Below are 21,224 nucleotides of genomic sequence, written 5' to 3'. Positions count from 1 at the left end.
TTGCCAGCGACGTCTGTCTTGAGCGTCAGGCTGTAAGCCGTGGTGGGATTCAGCAGCAGGAACGGTGTGGCGAGGGTCAGATTGCCCGCCCCCGTAAGCGTGTTTGCGGAGGAGGTGATCAGGTCATAGCCATTCGTGGTGTTGGTGGTGAGGCTCGAGGTGCCGGTCAGCGCATTGATGGTGATGCGGGTCAGATTGCCATTGTTGGCGGAAAAGCTGATGGGGCGGGTTACCACAATCTTGTCCGTGTTGGTCGTGGTGCCTCCGATGTCAAAGCTGAGGGAGGAATTGCGTCCGCCCGAGGAATCCACGGTGAAACTGGTGCCGACCGAAGCTCCCTGCTGCAGCGTGAAGACGTTGATGGCGTTGTCACCGCTCATCGTGAAGTTGGAGCCGGCGCTCATGTTGAGCGAGGAGCCAGCGTTCGAGGCGCTCGTGAGACCGGCGGTGTAGGTTCCATCCACCCGCAAGGTGGCGCCGGCTGCCACGGTGATGGAGGTGTTGTTCAGGGTGCCCGCCGTGCCTTTGCGCAGGATGAGGGTGCCTTGGTTCACGCTAGTGCTGCCCGTGTAGGTGTTTCCACCACTGAGCACCCAGGTGCCGGAGCCAGTTTTCACCACCGAGGTGAGGTTGGTGGTGCTGTTGTTGATGATGTTGGCCGCAATGGTGTTGTCTCCGGTGTTGGTGCCCTGGAGTGTGAGGGTTTTGGAACCCGCGCCCGTGGCGGTGAAGGCGGAGGCACTGAAAACGATGGCGCCGGTGCCGGAGGATTCCAGATAGGCGCCCCCCGCGGCACCTGAGAGGTTGATGACACGGTTGGTCGTGTCCCCCGAGCCGGTGTAGATCAGGCCACCCATCGTGCCCGCGTCACCCAGATCGATCGTACCGGTGGCCGTGGCGGTAGGACTGCCCAGAGCGCTGGCACCACTGTTGACACTCTTGAGCGAATTCACGCTGATGGCGCCGTTTTTGATGATAGTCTTGCCCTGATAGCTGCTCAGGCCGGTGAAGGTCTGTATGCCCGCCCCTATTTTGGTCAACGCCACGGCAGCAGAACCGCTATTGGTAATGGAGCCACCAAAGGTGGAGTTGGTACCGTCGAAGCCGATGGTCAGAACAGACGCAACAGACGTGCTCGAGTTGGTGATCAAGCCGTTGCCGGCAAGAGAACCCACGGTTTCGCTGACGCCGTTGAGGTCCACCACGCCGGCGGCACCCACCAACAGACTGGAGGAATCAGGGATGGCCCCCCCAGACACTGCGATCTTGAGCAGGCCGCCCGACACCGTGGTGGTACCAGCATAATTATTGCCTGCATTGGAGAGCACCAGGGTACCGGCTCCAGCGAGGGTCAGTCCGCTGCCGCCCGAGATCTTGCCGCTGATCGTGTCAGTCACCAGCGGGCTGGTCACAGTGATGGTGTGAGAGCCTGTGGAAAGGGTGACCGCACCGCTCAGCGTCAGATTGTTGGTTGTCGGCGCAGCGCCACTTGGGCTTCCCCCGAAGGTGAAATCACCATTGACGACGATGGGGTTGGAAATAGTGCGTGCCGCCGTACCGGCCTGGATGGTGACCTTGTCATCGAGCACAATGTTGCCGGTGCCATAGGCGTTGGCTGCCGTGTTGTCGAACACGACCGTGCCGCCGCTGATGCGAAGGCCATTGGTCAGAGGATTGACTGTGCCTCCGCTGAAGATGAGCGTCCCATTGCCCATCTTCTGGATGGTGCCGCCACCCGTGCTGTCGAGCGCCACGCCGTTGATGATCAATCCCATGGGGGAGAGACCGCTGACGTTAATGACCGGGCTGGCATCGCTCAGAGCCAGCACCGCCTGGGTCGCCGCACCCGAACTGATGGTCGGGGTGAAGGCAAGGTTGTCATTGACCACGGTGATCGCATTGGGAGCCGTGAGGGTGACGGTGGTGGTGGCAGTCGGAGAACCAAAGGAGAACAGCGGTGCGGAGCCGCCGCCCGTGCCGTTCAGCTTCAGGCTGGCGTAGGTAATGGGGGTGGCGGAGGAATAGTTCGGCAGGGTGAAGGTGCCGGAGCCGCTGATGGTGATGTTGCTGGTGGAGGCGATCTGGCCCACGTTCGTGTTTGCGAAGGACACCACTCCGCCGTTGATCGTAAGATCTCCGGGGACGAGGATCGTGCCCGACACACTGGAGGAGAGGCTCAGAGTACCTTGGTTGACGATGGTTGTGCCAGTGTAGTCGTTGCGCAGCTGAATCGGGGCCGTGGTGTAAGTGGCGGTGGTGCCATCCGCGGTTGCGACCTTCGAAAGCGTCACCGTGTTGTTTGCCTTGTCGATCGCCAGAATGACGGTGCCATCCGGGATGCCTGCGCCCGTCACCGGCTGCCCGACGACGAGGCCGGTGGTGCTGGTCACAGTGACCGAGTTGCTGCCGTTCGTAATCACGCTGGCGAGCGTGACAGTTTGTCCAGGCGTGTAGTTCACGTAAACGCCGGTGCCGGAGGAGGTGACAGGCTGGGAGATGGTCACCTGCGTCGGACTGTCCACGGAAACGATCGTGCTGCCGCTCGGAATTCCCACGCCTGTCACGGGAGCTCCGACCACGAGGCCGGCCGTGCTGGCAAGAGTGATCTGGGTGCCCGTGACGGTGGTGGTGGACGCAACAGATCCGTTCAAGGGAGTGTAGGTGCCGTAGGTCAGAGCCCCTGTGGCGGCTGCGGTGGCAGGCGCAGAGATCTGCACCTGCGTGCCGCTGAGAATGGCGGTGATGGTGGCCCCCGCGGGGATGTTGGCCCCCGTCACCGTCTGCCCAACACTCAAGCCTTGAGTGTTTGCCACGCTGATCGTTGTGGAATTGGCGGCGGTGGTGCTGTTGATGGAGCCCGACTGCGCTGCCACGGAGGAGTAGGTCAGACTCGCCGTGCCAGTGGCCGTGGCATTGCTGGAGATCACCACCTGGGTGCCATTGAGAATGGACTGGATGGTGGCAGTGCCGCTGATGCCCGTGCCGGAGACTGTCTGGCCCACGGTCAGACCGGCCGTAGTAGCCAGGGTGAGGGTGTTGCGGGCCACCACCGTGCTGGCAGCAAGGCTGGCGGCGTTGTTGCCCAGGCCGTAGGTCACGCCTGTGGAGGCTGTGGCGGTGGCAGCCGATGACAGAGTGATCTGCGTGGGGCTGTCCACCGAGAGGATGGTGGTGCCCGCAGGAATTCCGGCGCCGGAAACCGGCAGCCCAACAGAAAGGCCGTTGGTGCTGGCCATCGTCACCACAGCGCTGGCGTTGGTGGTGGTGCCGGTAATGGTGGCGGCGGCGTTCAGGACGAGAGTGCCAGGCCCAGATTTCACCAGTCCGATGTTGCCGGTGATCTTGCTGTTGATCGAGGTGGTGTTCTGATTCACCCAGACAAACAGATCGGTGGAGCCGGAGGTGAGAGTGGAGCCCACGGCGCCAGCGTTGAAATTCACCGCGCCGCCCACGTTGGTAAGCAAGCCGCCGCTGCCCAAGGTCAGCTGGACCGCATTGCCGGATGAACCCAGGGTGTTGGTGATGGCTCCGGTCGTGCGGTAGGAGTTGGCGGTGATGTTGGTGGTCAGCGTGCGCGCGGTGGCGTCATTGACGTTCTGGGCCGCGGTGGCGGTGGCCAGATTGGTGCTGGCATAGCCCGGATAACCCGCCCCGGTATTGCCCAGGGTGCTAATGCCATAGGCATTCGAGTAGCTGGCAAACTCAGTGCCGTTCAGGACGGCCCAGCCACCGATGATACCGTTGACCATGGCGGCCTGATTGAACGTGACGCCGTTGATCTGGTTGAAGAAGACCTGCGGCTGCGCGGGATCTCCCGTGGTCACCGCATTGGAGGTGGCGCCAAAGGTCTGGCTGGAACCCGGGACGAAATTGATCACACCACCGTTGGCGGCAGTGCGGGTGAGGTTGGAAACGACCAAGGCATAGGCACCGGAGGAGACCGTGCCAAACTGGTTCATCGTCAGGGAGGACGAGCCTTCGGCCAGATTCACCGTGCCGACGGTCTGCACGTCATTGGCCTGACGCGCATTGATGACGATGGCGCCGCCGCTGAGGTTGATCGCCGCAGAAACTGGCACGCGCGAGGCGTTGTCCGCCATCCCCTGGTTGTCCAAAGTCAGTGTGGCATACTTGATGTTGATGGCGCTGGTCTGGGTCAGGGCACCGTTGTCACGCAGGGTGAGGCCGCCACCGAGGACGTTGGTGGTGCCGGTGTAGGTCTGGGCGCTGGTCAGCGTAAGGACGCCCGTGCCGGATTTGTACACGGACAGCGCGCCGCCGGTATTGGAGATGATACCGCCAAAGGAGGAACTGGTGGCCGTGCTGGTGTAGAAATTCACCGCATTGGCTCCAGAGTTGGTGATGTTGCCGCCCGAGTTGGCCACCGCCGTCGTGGAGCCGCCGACATTTGAGGTGGCGTTGCTGCTGAGCGCACCCACCATCTGGCTGCTGCCGCTCAAATCCACCGCTCCGCCATTGACGCGCAGATCAAAAACCGTGGCCACGGTGGCGGTCGGGACCACCAGCAGCGTATTGTTGGAGCCGGAATTAAGCACCAGCGTGCCAGCGTTCACGGTGGTGGTGCCACCGCTGAGGCTGCTGCGGCCCAGAATAAGCTTGCCCGCGCCGGATTTGGTCACTCCCAGAGCGCCGGTGGCACTGATGTAGGAATTCAGGGCAAGATCACCAATGGTATGGAAGATCAGCTGGTTGGTGGTTCCCGTGGTGATCACCCCGCCGGTGATCCCCGTGTTGCCAGTCATGGCAAGAATGCCGCCGCTGGCGACGGTGAACGTATGCAGAGTACCCGAGGCATTGTAGAGGGTGCCGGCAGGATTGGCCAGGGCGGGAAGCGCGCCTCCAGAGAAGAACACGCCGCCGTTGTTTTGCAGGACGAGGCTGTTGATCTGGGTGTTGACGGTCATCGCCACGTTCGAGGAGAGCGCCACGTTGGTGTTGGAGGCGGTGATCGCGGTGAAGGCGGGAATCACAGGCTGGGTGCCGAGGTTGGCGGTCAGTTCATTGCCCACCAGCAGACGGAAGCCCGTACCAGTGATGTAGGTCACGAAACCCGTGCCGGAGCCGGTGAGACTGGTGTCTCCGATGATGTCTGGACGGATGCTCATGGTCGCGGTGCCGGCACCCGTGTTGCCGCCGATGAGACCCGGAGCGCTGACGCCCACGAAATTGGTCGTGGTGGTCCCGGCAGTTCCGCCCAGTCCGGTGCCACGCAGGAGCAGCGTGCCGCCCAGTGCACCGTTGTTGGCGATGGCGTTGAGGGTCCGGAAGTTGAGGATGTTCGTACCGCCGCTGCCGGGGGTGATGGTCAGCGTGCTGGCTCCGTTCGAAATCGTGAGCGCACCCAGGTTTTCCGCCAGCGCACCGGAGCTCGAGCCGATCACGTTGACCACGCCACCCTGCAGATTCATGGCGCGGTTCGTGGCCGCGGCCGTGCTAAAGTCGTTGTAGGTGCCAGGCGTATTCGAACCGTCCGAAGAACTGCCGAGGCGGTTGGCCAGATTGTTTGTGGAGTTGTCGATGGTCAGCACACCGCCGGAGGTGATCGTGGTGGTGCGGAAGTTCACCCGGCCGGCAGAACCGGTGAGGATGGTGGTGCCCTGGTTGAGGGTCAGGACGTTGGAGGTGGTGGCGGAAGCACCTGCCGTGCTGTCTCCTGTCAGCGTCCAGGTGCCTGTTCCGACCTTGGTGACATTCAGCAGACCGCTGCTAAACGGGCTGGTGAAGGTGCCGGAGAAGGTGCCGCTGGAGTTGTCATAGCCCGTCACCAGCACACCGCCCGTCGAGTTCAGATTGTAGCTGGTGATGGTGCCGGAACCGACCACCAGGCCGGTGATGCCCGCAAGGCCACGCACATCCAGCGTCGTGCCGCTGCCGAGGATGACCTGGGAATTGCCGATGAACGCGCCGTTCTGGCCAAAGGCCAGCGTGCCGCCGACGATATTGGTGACACCGCTGTAGGAGCTCTGCCCGCCGATGCCGAGCACTCCGGCACCGGTTTTGATCACGAAGCCTGAGTTGATCGCCGCATTGAGGGCCAGACCGATCTGGCCGGGCACGTAGTTCACCGAGGCCACGTTGAAGTTGAGGCCGGCACTGCCGTTCAGGAAGCCATTAAGAACTGGAACGCTGTTCGCGTTGAGCAGGTTGGAGGAGGAGATGATGCCGCCCGCTGCAACCGTTGCAGAAGGATTCAGAGCCGGGACCGAAAGTGTGTAGGAGAGTCCCGAACCTCCAGCGATCGTCGTCCCAGGAGCAATATCGGGACCAGTAACAGGGGTTCCAACTGCCAATGTTCCTCCGCTCGGCATGATCTGGAATGTAAGCGTGCTAAGACCGGGCGTGACAGCGGCATTCATGTCCAGCGTACCAGACGCCACCCCTGTTCCCACCGTGGACATGGTGTATGTATTACCTGAACCCCCGGTGATCACTGCTCCTGGCGCAATGCCAGGACCACTAATATGGGTTCCCACAGGGATGGTGGCCCCTGGCAGATGGCCGACATCGAATACAATCTGATTGGTAGGTTGGTTGCTACCATCAAGGGGGATTGTATACGTTAGCGGCTGAGCACTACCGCCGAGCAAAACGGTGTCAGTCGTGGGAAGAGGGGAAATCGCTGCTTGAGAAAGCGTATAAACAGTCCCGGAGCCTCCTGTCACATAGGTGCCTGGCGCGATTCCTGCACCGCTGATGGGGGTGCCGAACGCCAGAGGCGTTGCAGGCGCTGTGTCAAACGTGAGTGTATTCGATCCCAACACTGTTTTACCCGGCTGAGGCACACCTGAGTTAACCGTGAGGGTGCCGAGGCCGGTGATCACCGCCGGTCCGTTGTTGCCATTCGAGCCGCCGTCATTGGTAAAGTTGAGGCTGGCGATGGTGTTGTCGAAGCCGTTCAGATTCAACTGGGAGCCACCATTGATCGTGACGGTGGAGGTGGTCGCGATCTGATTGTTCTGCTGCAGCGTGACGCTGGAGTTGCCAATGGGTGCCGAGTCCGTGCCGTTGTTGGTGCCGCCGGAGATGACCAGATTGCCAGCGATGGCGGGTCCGCCCGGAGAATTCAGGTTGAGGATGATGCCGTTGGCGTAGGTGGTGCCGGTGTAGGTGTTCGCGCCGGTCAGCGTGACCGTGGGGTTGTTGCCGGTCTGGCTCATGGCATCAAAGATCACATTGAGCGGATTGCCGTTGTCGGTGATCACGGAATTGATGGTCAGCACGTTGGCGCCTTCGTGGATGAAGAGCTCGCTCACTCCGGTGCCTGCGGTGATCTGGCCGCGAACGGCCGCGGTGCCGATGCTCTTGGCATTGTTGTCCAGGCCGGTGAGAATGCCGCCGGCGGTGAGTTTCAGCACATCGGTGGACTCCGCGAAGGTGAGGGCCGCAACCGCGTTGTTGATCGTGAGGGTGTTCACCGTGATGCCACCGGCACCGAGGGTGACGTTGCCGGACTGGCGCACGTTGGTAAACTGCAGGGAGTTGCCGAACGAGCCGGCCACCAGAGCGGTGCTGTAAGTACCGGCCAGGCGGACACCCGAAGCCGGATCGTAGGTGGCGAATTCAGCCTGGTTGCCGCCGCCCGCGATGGGGTCAATGCCGAGAGCCGTGGCATACGCGCCGATGATGCCGTTCACCAAGGTTGGGGCGCTGTTGATGAAGACGCGTCCATTGTCACCCACGGCACCAACGCTGCTGAAGGTGATGCCGGCGCCGGAGTTGGCCACGCGGGAGATGGATCCCAGGGTCAGGGCTGCAGTGCCATTGTTGGGGTTGGCGAGGATCAGGGAGGCTCCCGAATTCAGGGTCACCGCGCCCACTTGGGCAACGCCGTCGGTGCCGGAGCGTCCGCGGAAGACGAAGGCGCCACCATCCATGGTCAGAGGCACATTGGCGGCCAGACGCGTGGTGAGAGCCTGGGTTCCCACATTGTCGTCCCAAATGAGGACGCCACGGCGCAGGGTGATGCCGGAGGTGCCCTGCAGCGTACCGGCATCTTGAAGCAGAGTGACGCCGCCCTGCAGAGTGGTCGTGCCGGAATAGGTGTTGGCGCTGGTCAGCGTGAGAGTGTTGCCGCTGTCACGCACAAAGTTGAGCGTGCCGGTGGAGGTGAGAGCCGAGTTGTCTGCGATCGTTCCGGAAAAGGTGCCGCTGGCAGACATTCCCACACGGAAGGTCGCCGCAGTGGCGGAGGAGTTCAAAACCATGCCGCCCATGCCCGCGAGGTTGCTGGCGCTGTTGAGGACGCCGACTCCCTGGTTGTTGCCATTGAGATCGAGCACACCGGAGCTCACTGCGCCGAAGCTGAGGGTGGTGCTGCCGCCGCCGGTGCTGGCCGTGGGCATGGAAATGAGAACCGAGTTGCCGTTGATGGCGGTGATGATGGCTCCGGCAGGAATGTTGCCGCCAGAGACAGACATGCCAACGCTGAGCGCCGTCGAGCTGCTCACGGTGATCACCTGGCTGTTGTTGCTGGTGGTGGAGGAGAGACCGAAGGCAATGCCCGTACCAGCGTTCAGCTGCAGCACCTGCCCGGTCGGACCCGAGTTGACGGCACCGGCCACTGGAATGGTGGTGAAGGGGGTAAAGAGGGTCTGCGTGGCGCCGAGCTTGAGAACACCACCGTTGACCGTCGTCTGGCCGAGGTAGGTCTGGGGAGAGGCCAGCAGCAGGGTTCCGGAGTCAGCCTTGGTGAGACCGCCGCCAATCATGTAGAGCGAGGGATTGATGGTCAGGGTGTTGCCGCCACCCACGACGTGGACGATCAGTTCGCGGTTGAAACTGTTGGTGGTCAGCAGCTGCCCGGTGCCGTTGATTGAACTGGTGGCCGTGGCCAGGATACCACCGCTGTCGATGGCAATGCGGCTGCCGGCATTGACAGCCAGAATGCTGCCAGCGCCAGTAAAGGTGAGCGAGTTCACCGTCAGCGGACCGCCGCTGGAAGTGGTGGTGCCAGAGGTCAGGTAAATGTTTGCGTTGGCTGCCAGGGTATTGACCGGAGCAGTGTCGCTGCCCACGGCGAGAGCCTGCAGGCCGTTGTTGGCAGCGGCGCTGGGAGCGGCAAAGCTGTAGGTGGCGCCACCATTGTTCGTGATGATCGCCCAAGGCAGAATGCCGCGGTTGGCGGTGGCGGCACCGCCCCCCTGCCCTGTGGCGCCAGGCGCGGTGGTGAAGATGATGTTGCTGACGTTGTTTCCTGCTGCGGCGGTCCCCAGGTTCGTTCCCTGGAACAGCGCCGTGCCGGCACCGCCACGGGCCAGCGAGCCAAAGGAGAGCACCGCGCCAGTGGAGGCGGTGGCTCCGGTCATGCTGATCAGGGATGCACCAGCATTGATCGTCAGTGCCTGGCCGGCGACGGTTTCATTGGAGGTGGTGGTGGTGTTGCCCGCGAAGTTGAGAAGGCCGCCGCTCAGTGTCACTGGACGTCCGCCCAGACGGCCAGGAGCATTGGTGGCGTAGTCCAGCGTGAGGGTCGCGCCCGTGTTGACGGTGGTGGTGCCGCCCGCGCCGAGGATGACGCCAGAACCGCTGACCACGACACTGCCTGCATTGACGGTGATGCCACCGGTTGTGGAGTTGATGCCGCTGATGTTCAGCGTGCCCGAACCCGTCTTGGTGAGGAGCGTGGAACCCGTGACAACGCCGGTGAGGTTGATGTTGCCATTGCCGCCAATGCTGCTGGCAGCGCCCAGTGTAAGCGTGCCCGAGTAAACGGCGGTGGTGGTGCTGCTGTTGACCAGGGCGCCCAGGGTGTTCGCGAAAGGGAGGCTCGTGGTACCAGCACCACTGATCGTGATAGGCTCAGCACCCACGTTCTGGCCGTTGAGGTCCACCGTTGCTCCGCTGGCCACGGTGGTGGCGCCAGCAGTGCTGCCCAGAGCTGTGGAACTGCCCAGTTTCAGCACGCTGTTGTTGACGGAAAGGGCGCCGGTGAAGGTGTTGTTTCCGCTGAGCGTCAAAACACCAGGGCCCACCTTGCTCCAGGCCACGCCGGCGGTGCCGCCATCCTGCACCACGCCGGAGATTTCGATGTCGCCATAGCCGCCGATGGCGGTGGCCAATGGCGCAACCGCAGAGCCGATGGAGACGTTCCCAGCAAAGCTGGCCGCAGTGCTGCTGCTGTTGAACAGGGCCACAGGTGTGATGGTGTTGCGGAAGATGGGGGAGACACCGTTGAGGGTGATGTCGCGCCCCACGCTGGAGGCGATACCGTTCAGGTCCAGGGCACCGTAGGTGTCTGTGTTGAAGGTGATGTTGACCGTGGAGGTGCCCACGTTCTGAGTCAGCTGGGAAAGGACAATCGTGGTGCTGTTCGTGATGGCGGAAATGTAGGTGCCGGGATTGATGATGCCGCCGGAGACAGCCATGCCGACGGAGAGACCCGCCGTGGAAGTTACCGTGAGAGTCTGTGAATTCTGCGAGGGGGTGCCCACGATGGTGAGCCTGGACGGATCATAGGCGAGGGAGACGGCTGAACCGGTGGCGGTGGCATTGGCGGAAAGCGTGTAAGTCGTACCACTGGTGATGGCACTGATGAAGGAGCCGGCGGCAATGCCGGTGCCACTGACCGCCATACCCACCTTCAGGACGGAGGTGTCTGCCACTGTGACCACGTTTGTACCGACGGTCGTGTTCGAATTGACGTTGCTGACAGGCTGCACGAAGCGGGTGATGAGGGTGCCGCCGGTGGAAAGCGCGTTAGCTCCGGCGAGCTGCACAAAGCCCTGGTTCACCGTCATGGCTCCGGTAAACGCAGAGCTGGAACCGAGGATCAGCGTGCCGTCTCCAGTTTTGGTCACACCATTACCGCCGTCGGAGATGCCACCGATGAGGTACAGTTTGCCCGTGTTGGGGGAGAGGGTCGTGCCGCTGCCGAGAGTCGTGGTGCCGAGCACTCCGATCCATCCGGTGCCGAGCTGGTTGTTGACGTTGACCTTGGAGCCGTTGCCCGCGTTGAGGCTGGCGATGGTGCTGTTGATGTCCGTGCCCTGGCCATCGAGTGTGACGGTGGCGGCGGCGGGAACGATGAAGGCGTTGTTGATCTGGGCGGCGCTGTTGTAGTCGTTGGCAGCGGATGCGGTGGCCGTGGTCCAATACAGGGCGGAGGAAGGAATGGCCTGGAGGTTGGCTTCCGGATTGGGAGCAGGGTTGCCGGTGTAGATACCGGTGGGCAGGTTGTTCGAAGCGGTGTCAGGACCACCATAGAGCAGCTGCACGCCGCCGTTGCCGGTGGTGCTGTTCGATTTGAACACGATGGTGTGATAACCAGCGGAGAGGCGGATGGACCCGGTGCCGGCGGCCACGAGGGCCATGCTGCCTGCGCCGCTGGTGAGATCCACATTCGATCCCGCCACCGGCACGCCATCAATGACGAGCATGCCCTGCTTGGAGTTGATCTGGAAGTTGTAATCCCCTGCGGTGTTGATTTTCAGCAGGCCGGAATACACCGCCTGCGTGCCTGCCAGCTGGGTCGAAATGGCAGGACGGTTGTTGAAGTTGGCGTCGTTGGGCAGGACCCCGGTGAGGACGGCGCCGGGCGCCATGCCCGAGCCGAAGGCAGAGTTCAAATTGCTGGCGCCACCAGAGTAGTAGCTGACGGCCAGACCGCCCTGCGTGTAGCCGTTGGGAGGAGATCCCTGCTGCGGCATGCCGCCGATGGGAACGATCGGGAAGGTCACGCCGCTGTTCAGCGTCACTGTCGCGCCAGCACCAACACCAAACGGTGTGCTCACGGTGTCCACGGTGGGAGCCGCGCCGATCAAAGTGCCGGTGGTGATGTTCGTGGCGTTGGTGTTGGTGTTGTTGCCTCCGAGCAGGAGGGTGCCCGCGCCGGTGTTGGCATAGCCCAGCGTGGGGGTGAAGCCACCACCGATGGTGAGCGAGGTGCCAAGGCTGGGGGCAAAGTTAATAGTGCCGCTGCCGGTGTAGGAGCCACCGGTGAAGCGCAGATTGTAGCTGCTGGACCCGGTAACCACGAGGGTCTGGCCGCCGGCGATGCCGAGGGTGCCCATCTGAACGGTATTGTTGGTATTGGCAGGGGAGGTGGCGTAGTTCGGCAGGTTCGTGGTGTGATCCACGCTGATGGTGGCCGTGGTCTGACCGGCATCGAGGCTGACATTGTTGCCCATGACGATGCTGCCATAGGAAGAGGCGCCGTTGCTGCGCAGATCGAGCGTGCCGCCCTTCAGGACGATGGCCATGGTGCCCAGAGGCGTCGTCGTAGCGGCGCCGGTGGGTCCGATGAGGCGCAGGGTGCCGTCGTTGACGTTGATCGTGCCTGTCATCGTGCTGCTGTTGAGATTGCCCGAGGAGACGTAGGAGTTGGCGAAGGCCAGCACACCGAGGCCGTTTTTGTCAAAGGTGTGGTTGCCAGTGATTTTGCCCCCAAAGGTGGCCGTCATCGTTGGCAGAACCACATTGATGGCGGCGGTGGCTCCCAGGGTGGCATCGCCGTTCAGTGTCAGGCTGTTCAGACCGTCAAAGCGCAGGTCGCCATTGGCCACGATGCTGTTGCCCAGAATGTTGGTGGCGGCCGTGGAGACCAGCACCGGGGTGGAGGCGTAGGCCAGAGTGGGGCTGCCACTGGCAGTCGCCGGCACAGACAGGGTCACATGCGTGGGGTCATCGATGCTGATGATGATGGCTCCGGCCGGGATGCCGGTGCCAGTGACGGCCATGCCGGTGAGGAGGCTGGCGGTGCTGGTCAGCGTCAGCTGCTTGCTGCCGCTGACGGTGGTGGAGGCAAGGCTGGCCTTGGTGGCATTCAGCGTCAGAGTGCCGGTGCCCACCGGGCCGCTGGTGACGGTGGCGCCGACGGCGGAGCCGATGCTGCTGGCGCCGATGATCAGGCCGCCGTTGTTGACCGTGGTGCCGCCTGTGTAGATGCTCTGCGCCCCGAGCTGCAGAAGTCCTGCTCCGTTCTTGGTGATAGCGCCGTTGACGATGGGCGCGCTGATGTTCAGCGTGGCCTGCAGCGGTGCGACGCTCTGGCCATTGGCCACAATGGCTCCGACGTCAAAGACGCGGGGGCTGCCGCCGAGGTCCAGACGGCCCAGATTGACATAAGTCAGGTTGTTCGTGGCGGTGGTGGTGGCATTGGCGGAAAGGACATACGTGTTGCTGTCAACGATGGCGGCAATGGTGGCGCCACCAGGAATGCCGGTACCGGTGACCGAGGCGCCGACGAGCAGGCCGTCCGTGCTGGCGACGGTGACCACAGGGCTGCCATTGGTCGTGGTGGAGGAGTAGTTGATGTTGCCGCTGGTGATGAGGGACACATTGCCCACGGAGGAGGCGTTGGCGGTGATGTTGCCGTTGAGGACGAGGCCAGCACTGCCCATGTCGATGGTGGGTGCCGCGCCGCCGGTGTTGTTGATGATGATGCCGCCGAGGGTCTGGTCAAAATCATTCAGGTCGAGCGAACCGCCGCCATACAGGGTCAGGATGCCGGTGGACTTGATCTGGTTGGCGGACCCCAGGGTCACCTGGCCGCCATACACGTTGTTTTCTTCATTGTTGCCGCCGGAGATGGTGATGTTGCCAGGGATCGAGACGATGCTGTTGCCGTTGGCGCCCGGGGTTTTGAGGATCCAGGAGCCGGAGTTCACAAAAGTGCCGCCGGTGTAGGTGTTGTTTCCGGTGATGGTGGTGGCCACGGAGGTGACGTAAGGCCCCACAATCGCCCCGGTGACGTTGCCGCCCAGCACCAGGCTGACGGAGCCGCCAGCAGTGTTGTCCACGATGTTTGCTCCCAGCACCTGGATGCGGTTGTTGGTGGGACCCGAACCGTAAGGCAGCGCCCAGTAGTACAGATCCGCCGGTGCGGAGGTGGTGCCGCTGGTGAGATTACCATTGGTGATGGTGAGCAGCGAAGGAAGCGCACTGATGTAGGAGCGCGTGGTGGGGGTGTTGATCGCCGTAGCAGCGTTGGCGCTGAGCGTGATGATGTTGTTCACGTAGTCGATGGCGGTCACCGTCCTGCCCGAGTCGCTGAAATTGACGGAGCCGACGACCAGGGTGGAGGGAATGGACTGAACGACGACCTGATTGCTGGTGAGCGAGGCACTCAGCACCACCACGTTTGCAGTGTTGTCGGCGGTCTGGGAGGCGATGATGCCGCCACCGGCAAGGGTGAGGGTGTGGCCGCCGAGATCCAGCGTGGCGGTACGGCTGGTGTCCAGATTCAGGGTGTTCAGCGTCCGGTCCGAATTCATCGTCTGGTAAGCTGCAATCGTCGGATTGTTACCGGTGAGATTGTTGCTGATCACGAACTGCGTGCCGTTGGTGATGGACGTGATGGTGGTGCCGTCCGGCACGCCAGGTCCGGTGATGGCCTGCCCGACCTGCAGACTGGCCGTGCTGCTGACGGTGAGCAGGTTGGTCCCTGCGGAGCCGGTGGTGAGCAGCGCCGGCATGGAGATCTTGAGGTTGTCCGTGGCGGTGCCGGTATTGATGGTGTTCAGCGGATTGGCAGCGTAACCAGCATAGCCCACCTGGCTGAGCGAACCGACGCCGGTGCCCGCTGCGTAGCTGGCCCAGTCACGGTCTGTCACGGCCCAGCCGGTCTGGCCGGAGGCGTTGGCGATCAGGTTGTTGTTCAAGGACGGAGCGGTGGAGAAGAACACGCGGCCGTTGTTGCCGATGAGGCCAGTGGCACCACGGAAGAGCATCGTGGCACGGGAACCTGCAGCCTGGGTCAGGCTGGTGAAGGTGAGATCCGAGGAGCTGATGTTCACACTGCTCAGCTGGGCGTCGATGATGTTCTGCGCACCATTCAGCGTCAAAGTGCCGAAGGTTTCACTGGTGCTGCCACCGGTGCGGTTGCGGTACTGGATCATACTGCCGCGCAGGTCGATGGGGGCTGCGTCGTTGATGCGGTTGTTGATGTTGATGCCCAGATTGGAGGCGTTCTGAATGAGCAGGTTCGCGTTGTTGAGCGAGATCGCGGAGGTGTTGAGCAGAGTGCCCGCGTCCAGCAGCTGGAGGCGGCCGCCGTTGAGAAGGGTGGCGCCGCTGTAGCCCTGGGCGTCATACACGTTCCAGTCGTTGGTTCCAGCACCCACGATGGAGCGCACCACGGCGATGTTGCCATTGATCTGTCCGGCCCAGTTGACGCCGCCATTGGCCAGGACCAGCGTGGCCTGGCTGCTGCCACTGTTGGTCACCAAGCCGCCGTTGCCGGCTACGAAAACGTTGCCGTCGTTGCGCAGACGGTTGGCAAAAAGAACGCTGCTGTTCAGATCCAGTGTGCCGCCGGCATTGACCACGAGGTCATTGTTATAATAGATGGAGTTCGTGCTGCCCGCCGCGAGCTGAAGAGTGCCCTGGCTGACGGTGGTGAGGCCGGTGTAAGTATTGACGGCTCCCAAAGTCAGGGTGCCTGCTCCGGATTTGGAAAGACCACCGGAGCTGCCGACGATGGCGCTGCTGATGTTCAGATTTCCGAGGGCAAAGACGATCAGCTCGCGGTTGCTGGTGGTGCTAAGCAGGCCGCCATTGATGCCGGTGTTGCCCGTGAAGGCCAGAATGCCGCCGCTGTCCAGCGTCAGAGTCTGAGCCAGGCCCACGTTCACTCTGCCACCGCTGTTCAGGGTGAGGGAGTTGATGGTCAGAGGCGCGGTCACGTTCCCAGTGGTGCTGAGAGAGACGTTGGCCAGGGAGGCAAGCGTGGTGGACATTTCACCGGCTGTCAGAGGGCGCAGAATGTTCGTGCCCGTGGTGGTGGCACCGGCGGAGTCCGCCGTGGCAAAGGAAGTACCGTTTCCGGAAGCACTGGAGTCAACGAGAGCCCAAGGCACGATGGCCTTGTTGGTGGAGCCGGTCACTCCTGCCTGCCCGATGAAGGTCAGGCCGGTCGTGGTGGTCGGTCCGGTGACCACCGCAGTGTTGGCTCCGGAGGCATTCCCGAGATTGGTGCCGCGGAACAGGACTGTACCGCCCGCGCTGCGTGCCACAGCAGCAGCGACGCCCAGGACGAGCGTGGTGGACTGGTTCGCGTTCGGCGTCAGGGTGATGGTGCTGAAACCATTGCCCGCAGTAAAGGTGCCGGTCTGCTCAACGGTGGCAGCAGCGCTGTTGCCTGTGATGTTGAGCCTGGCTCCATACATGGTCAGCGGGGCGTTGGAGAGGCGGTTGTTGACGTTGGTGGTGCTGTTGTCGATGTTCAGCACGGCGCTCGGCAGGACGGAGACTGTGCCCGTGCCGCTGACCACCCCGGCACCCGACAGACCGATGGTGCCCAGGTTGATGTTGAAGTTGCCAATGCCGGAGGTGGCGGAGCCAAAGGTGGTGAGCACGTTGTTGACGGTCGCGGAGGCGTTGTTGGAAATCGTGACGTGGGTGTCGTCCACGATGGCGGTGACCGTGCTGCCCGCGGGGATGTTCGGGTTGCCGCTGATGTTCATGCCGACAAAGAAGCCGCTGGTGCTGCCCACCACGACCGAGTTGGAACCGCTGGTGGTGGAGGCGAGGAAGCTCGGCGTGAAGGCATTGGCCGTGGTGATGTTCCAGGTGCCGGTGCCGATCTTATAGAGCGTGGTGGTTGCCGGAGTGTTGTTCAGGTTGACGAGGGGAGCGGAAAGTGTGCCCACACCGGTGCCTGTGGCGGAAAGATAGAAGTTCATCGACTGCCCGGAACCGCCGACGCTCCAGTTGGAGCGGGCACCACCAGCCAGAGTGAGCTGAGTGCCGGTGTCCACACCGGCGATAATGACGTTCTTGGAGTTGTTGTCGGCGGGGGTGCCGGAAATGATGACCGGGGCGGTGATCGTGTTGTTGCCCGCCATGTTGCGGATGGCGCCCAGAGAGTTGATACCGGAGACGTTGCGGCCGTTCTGGGTGTTGATCTGGAAGGTTTCGTTGATCGTGGCACCGGCCGGGATGTTCAGGGCCACTTCGGCGGAGATGTCATTGATGATGGTGCGCAGGGCGGCATTGGTGGAGCCGGTGGAGCCGAACGCTGCGGCGCTGGTGACCTGCAGGCTGCCCTGTGCCACGGTCAGCGTGCCGTTCCAAGCGGAGACTCCGCCGGTGCCGCTCTCCGGAGCTGCAGTGAGCACGAGCGTGCCTTCGTCGTTCTTCTGCAGGTTGTTGGTGCTGGTGGTGACCCACAGGCCTGAGCCGGCACCCGAATCATTGAGCGTGAGGGTGTTGCCCTTGGTCACTTCAATGGAGTTGCTGGCCTGGTTCAAAATGATCGCTCGGGAGGTGGAGAAGGTCCCGGTGGCGCGCAGACCGCCGGTGGTGGCGTTGTTGTTGATGAGAATCTGGTTGGCTACATTGCCCAGCGCACCGTCCGATGCCGCGGCGACCGTGCCGGCGGCGATGTTGATGACAGGCGTAGCGGTGACCGTGCCAGGAGCTCCGGTCAAATTGGCGTTCAGCGTCACCTGCTGCAGCGTCACGGTGGGGTTGGCGGTGGTGGTGGCGTTGCTCAGGGTGAGCGAGTAGCGCTTGATGGTCGGATTGTTGGCCGTGATGTTTTGATTGAGCGTAAGGACGTTGCCATTGATGGCCGTGATCACCGTACCAGCGGGAATACCAGTGCCGGCGATGAGGGTGTTGCCCACCGAATAGGTGCCAATAAGCGATCCGCCGGTGACCGTAACTGTATTGGTGCCCGAGGAGCCGGTGGTGGTGGATGTAACATTGTTGCTGAAGCCAGTGACGGTCGTGTTGGCGGCGATGCCGGTGCCGGTCACAGGCATGGTGTTGGCAAAGATGGTGGTGGGATCCGTGGTGATATAGACCGTCGTAGCGCCGGTCGCGGAGCTGGCGGCGAAGTTCTGCACGTTCACCGCCGTGATGAAGGCGCCGGCTGGGATGGTGGTGCCGTTGCTCACGCGCTCACCCACGGCCAGCTGGGCCACGCTGGTGGCGGTGATGATGGCCGAACCATTGACCCCATAGGTGCCGGTGATGGTGGCGGTGCCGCCAAACGTGTTGCCCGCATTCATGAGGGCCAGGGTGCCGCCGCCGGTCTTCGTGAGACTGGAGTTGCCAGAAACCACGCCGGTGAGGGTCAGGCCCTGCACGACGTTGGAGTTGGTGCCGTTGTTGACCTGGAAGGTGGGTGCTCCGGTGAAGGCGGTGGCTCCGGTGACTTCAAGCCCGTAGCCATTGTTGTTGGCGACGATGAGGGTGGCCTGGCTGATGTTCAGCGTGGAGATCTGGGCGGTCTTGTTCGCAGCCTGGGCAAAATACGGGGCAAACAAGGTGCCGATGCGGCCCACCTGGATGGTGTTGCTGTTGTTGACCGTGATGTTGACATTGAAGTTGAGGTTTTGAGCACCGCCGGTGCCGTTGCCGTCTTCGAGCAGGAAGAGGGTGTTGGCGTTGTTGAGGGCGAAGGTTCTGCCGAAAAGGGCGTTCACGCCTTCGATGCGCAGGCCGGCATTGGCTTCAAAGCTGAGGGTGCCGAGGAAGTTCGAGTTGTCTCCGCGCAGGGCCACCACACCGGGGGTGACGCCGCTGTTGCCCGTGGTCTGAGCACTGGAGGTGACCTGCGCCTGGGAGGCGCTGATCGTGGTGCCCGCGTTCATGACTGTGGAGCGGATCACGATGGTCGTGGAGGCATCTCCGACGATGCCGGAGGCCACCGTCAGGGTGGCACCGGGATCTCCCACCGGCAGACCACCGGAGATGGCGTCGAGCACCAAAGTAGTGCCGTAGGTGAGATTGGCCGTACCCGCGCCGACGCCGGCCTGCTGAGAAAGCGTGATCTGAGTGCCGCTCACGATGGCGGCGATGGTGGTGCCGGGATTGATGCCGGGGCCGCTCACCACCTGGCCCACATGCAGGGTGCCCGTGCCGCTGGGGACGGTGACACTCGTGCTGTTGAGAATCGCGGTGGAACTGATGGACTGGTTGGTGATGGTGATGGTGTTGCTGTTGCTGCCCAGGATGGTGATGGCCGCATTGGCGGTGGACTGGATGCTGGCGTCTTTGACCACCTGCACGTTGTTTGCAAAGGTGGGGCCCACACCCGCGATCGTGGAACCTTTGGAGTCCAGGATCATGTTGCCACCGTTGAGCCTGACAGTGGCGGAACCGATGGGGTTGAAGGTGCCGGAGGTCGAGTCCGTGCCGCCAGACAGAACCAGCGTGGGGGTGGAGGAGAAGTTGAGGACCTGCGATCCTGCGGCGGTGGCGGAGGCCGAGAGAGTGACCGAGGTGCCGTTGATGGCGGTGATGAATGCGCCGGTGGGAATGCCGTTGCCGCTGACCGTCATGCCCAGACGCAGGGTGGAGGCGTCCGAAACGGTGAAGGTGTTGGAATTCGCCACCAGGGTGGGAGTCAGCGTGGTGCTGACGCCCTGCATTTCAATGATCGAGGTATGACCGACGCCGAGATTGTTGGCCGTGGCGGTCTGATTGAAGAACAGGCGCCCGTTGCCCTTTTTGACCAGGGTCATGGCTGCGCCGCCGTCAGAAACCGAGCCGTCGAAGGCCACGTTCGGATTGGCGTCGATGGTGACTGAGGAGCCGAAGACGGAACTGCCAGCAAAGCGCAGCGTCTGCCCGAAGCCGCTGCTGCCGCCCACGACTTCATTGGCGCCGGTGGAGTCTGTTGCTTTCACGGTCAGCGTCAGCCCGGTGTTCAGCTGCAGGCCGCCCAGCGCGATGGAAGAGGCCCCGTTGCCCTTGAGATTGATGCCTGCGTTGCCAGTGACGATCACATCGTTGCCGAGAGCGATGGCATTGCTGGAGCCGGCCGCAGTGTTCGTTTCCGCCTGGAAGAGGGCGGCCGTGAGGTTGGTGCGGGTATAGGAGGTCTGAGGGCCGGCGTATGCCAGATCCAGCGAGCCACCGCCGGTGCCCTGCACATAATCGACGCGGATGTCATGGTAGCCGACGCCGAGCTGCAGCACGGCGCTGGAGAGGTCGGTGGCGCCCTTGCCGCCGTCGTTGTTCAGCACCAGAACGCCGTCGATGTAAATACGCGCGCCGTCATCCGGCCTGGCGAAGAAGGTGTAACCGCCAGCGGTGGTGATGTTCACCTTGCCCACCCACTGCACGGCGTAGTTGGCCACGGTCTGCACCGTGTTGTTGGCATCCAGGTAGCGGATGGAGGTGACTGCGGAGCCGTCGAGACCATTAAGGGTGAACGTGGGGGACAGCGGCAGGCTGGGGGTGGGATTGGTGGTGAGCTGGGAGGTCAGCAGCGGGGTGACGGTGATGGAGCTAATCGCGGAGGTGAGGTCCAGTTCCTGATTGCTGGCATTCACCACGGTAAACTGCGTGCCATTGAGAATCTGGCCGACGCGAGCACCCGCCGGGATGCCGGGTCCGCTCAACTGCTGGCCGACTGACAGGGAGGCGGTGGTGGGGATCGTGCCCGAGGTTCCCACGACAGTGGTGCTCAAGGTCACCACGTTCTGGCCGCTGCCACCGCTGGCGACAAGGCTCTGGCTGGGCAGCGTTTCGCCGGTGGCGACGCCGTTGAAATTGACGCGGGCGGTGTCCCCGGTCGCGGTAATGTCAAACAAACGGCCGGAGATGCCGATGGTGGAGTTACGAGTGCCGGTGAGGTCGAGATTGGAACCGCCCTGCAGGGTGATGGCGTTGGTGCCCAGCGGATTGTTGTTTCCGGTGCGGACGATGGCCTCCACGGTCGCCTTGTTGGCCACGGTGATGCCGCCGGTGAGGTTGTTGGCGTAGTTGGCTCCGGTGCCGGCAGCGCCGAGGATGAGGCGTGCGGAGGTGGCTGTGCCGCCAGGCTGCACAGTCACGCCGTTGGTGCCGCTGAGCACGGCATTGATGGTGGCGGAAGCCGCGGCAGTGGTGCTGCCGATGGTGATGGTGGGGTTCGTCCCGGCCAGGGTGAGGCTGCCACCGGGGGCGGCCACGGTGCCGCCGCCGAGGAGGGTGAAGCCGCTGGTGTTGTCAAGCTGGAGCCCATTGGCAGTGACGGCGCTGCCGAGCGTGATGTTCTGGCTGGTGGAGCTGCCAACGATGCCAAATTGAGCGATGCTGGAGTTGGAATTCACCCATGCGGCCGTGGTCTGCGAAGAACCTGAAGGCGCATTAGGCACCCAGTTGGCCGTGGTCGTGTCCCAAGTCCCAGACTGGGTCTGGCCGCTGCCGGAGACGCCGGTGGGGTCCCAGTAAAAGGTGGCTCCCCGTAGAGGCGTGGCGACTTGCATGGCGAACACCAGCACGGTCATGAACCAGCCGAGGAGGATGCGATTGTGTCGTAATGTTTTCAT

At 62.9% G+C, this 21,224-nt stretch carries 1 protein-coding gene (cut by a window edge); it reads right to left on the bottom strand.

What is annotated here, in order from left to right; all coding sequences use genetic code 11:
- Positions 1-21,224, bottom strand: the 5' portion of a protein-coding gene (locus ACILSR_RS21705; protein ID WP_395751894.1) for an autotransporter-associated beta strand repeat-containing protein. 14,809 nt of this gene lie to the left of the window's left edge; only the first 21,224 of its 36,033 coding nucleotides appear in the window; it begins with the start codon at positions 21,222-21,224; its stop codon lies beyond the left edge, outside the window.

This window comes from Prosthecobacter sp. (genome assembly GCF_044222565.1).
Taxonomy (GTDB): Bacteria; Verrucomicrobiota; Verrucomicrobiia; order Verrucomicrobiales; family Verrucomicrobiaceae; genus Prosthecobacter.
The sequence above is the reverse complement of the archived record's forward strand: the minus strand, read 5'-3'. Positions and strand labels throughout refer to the sequence as shown.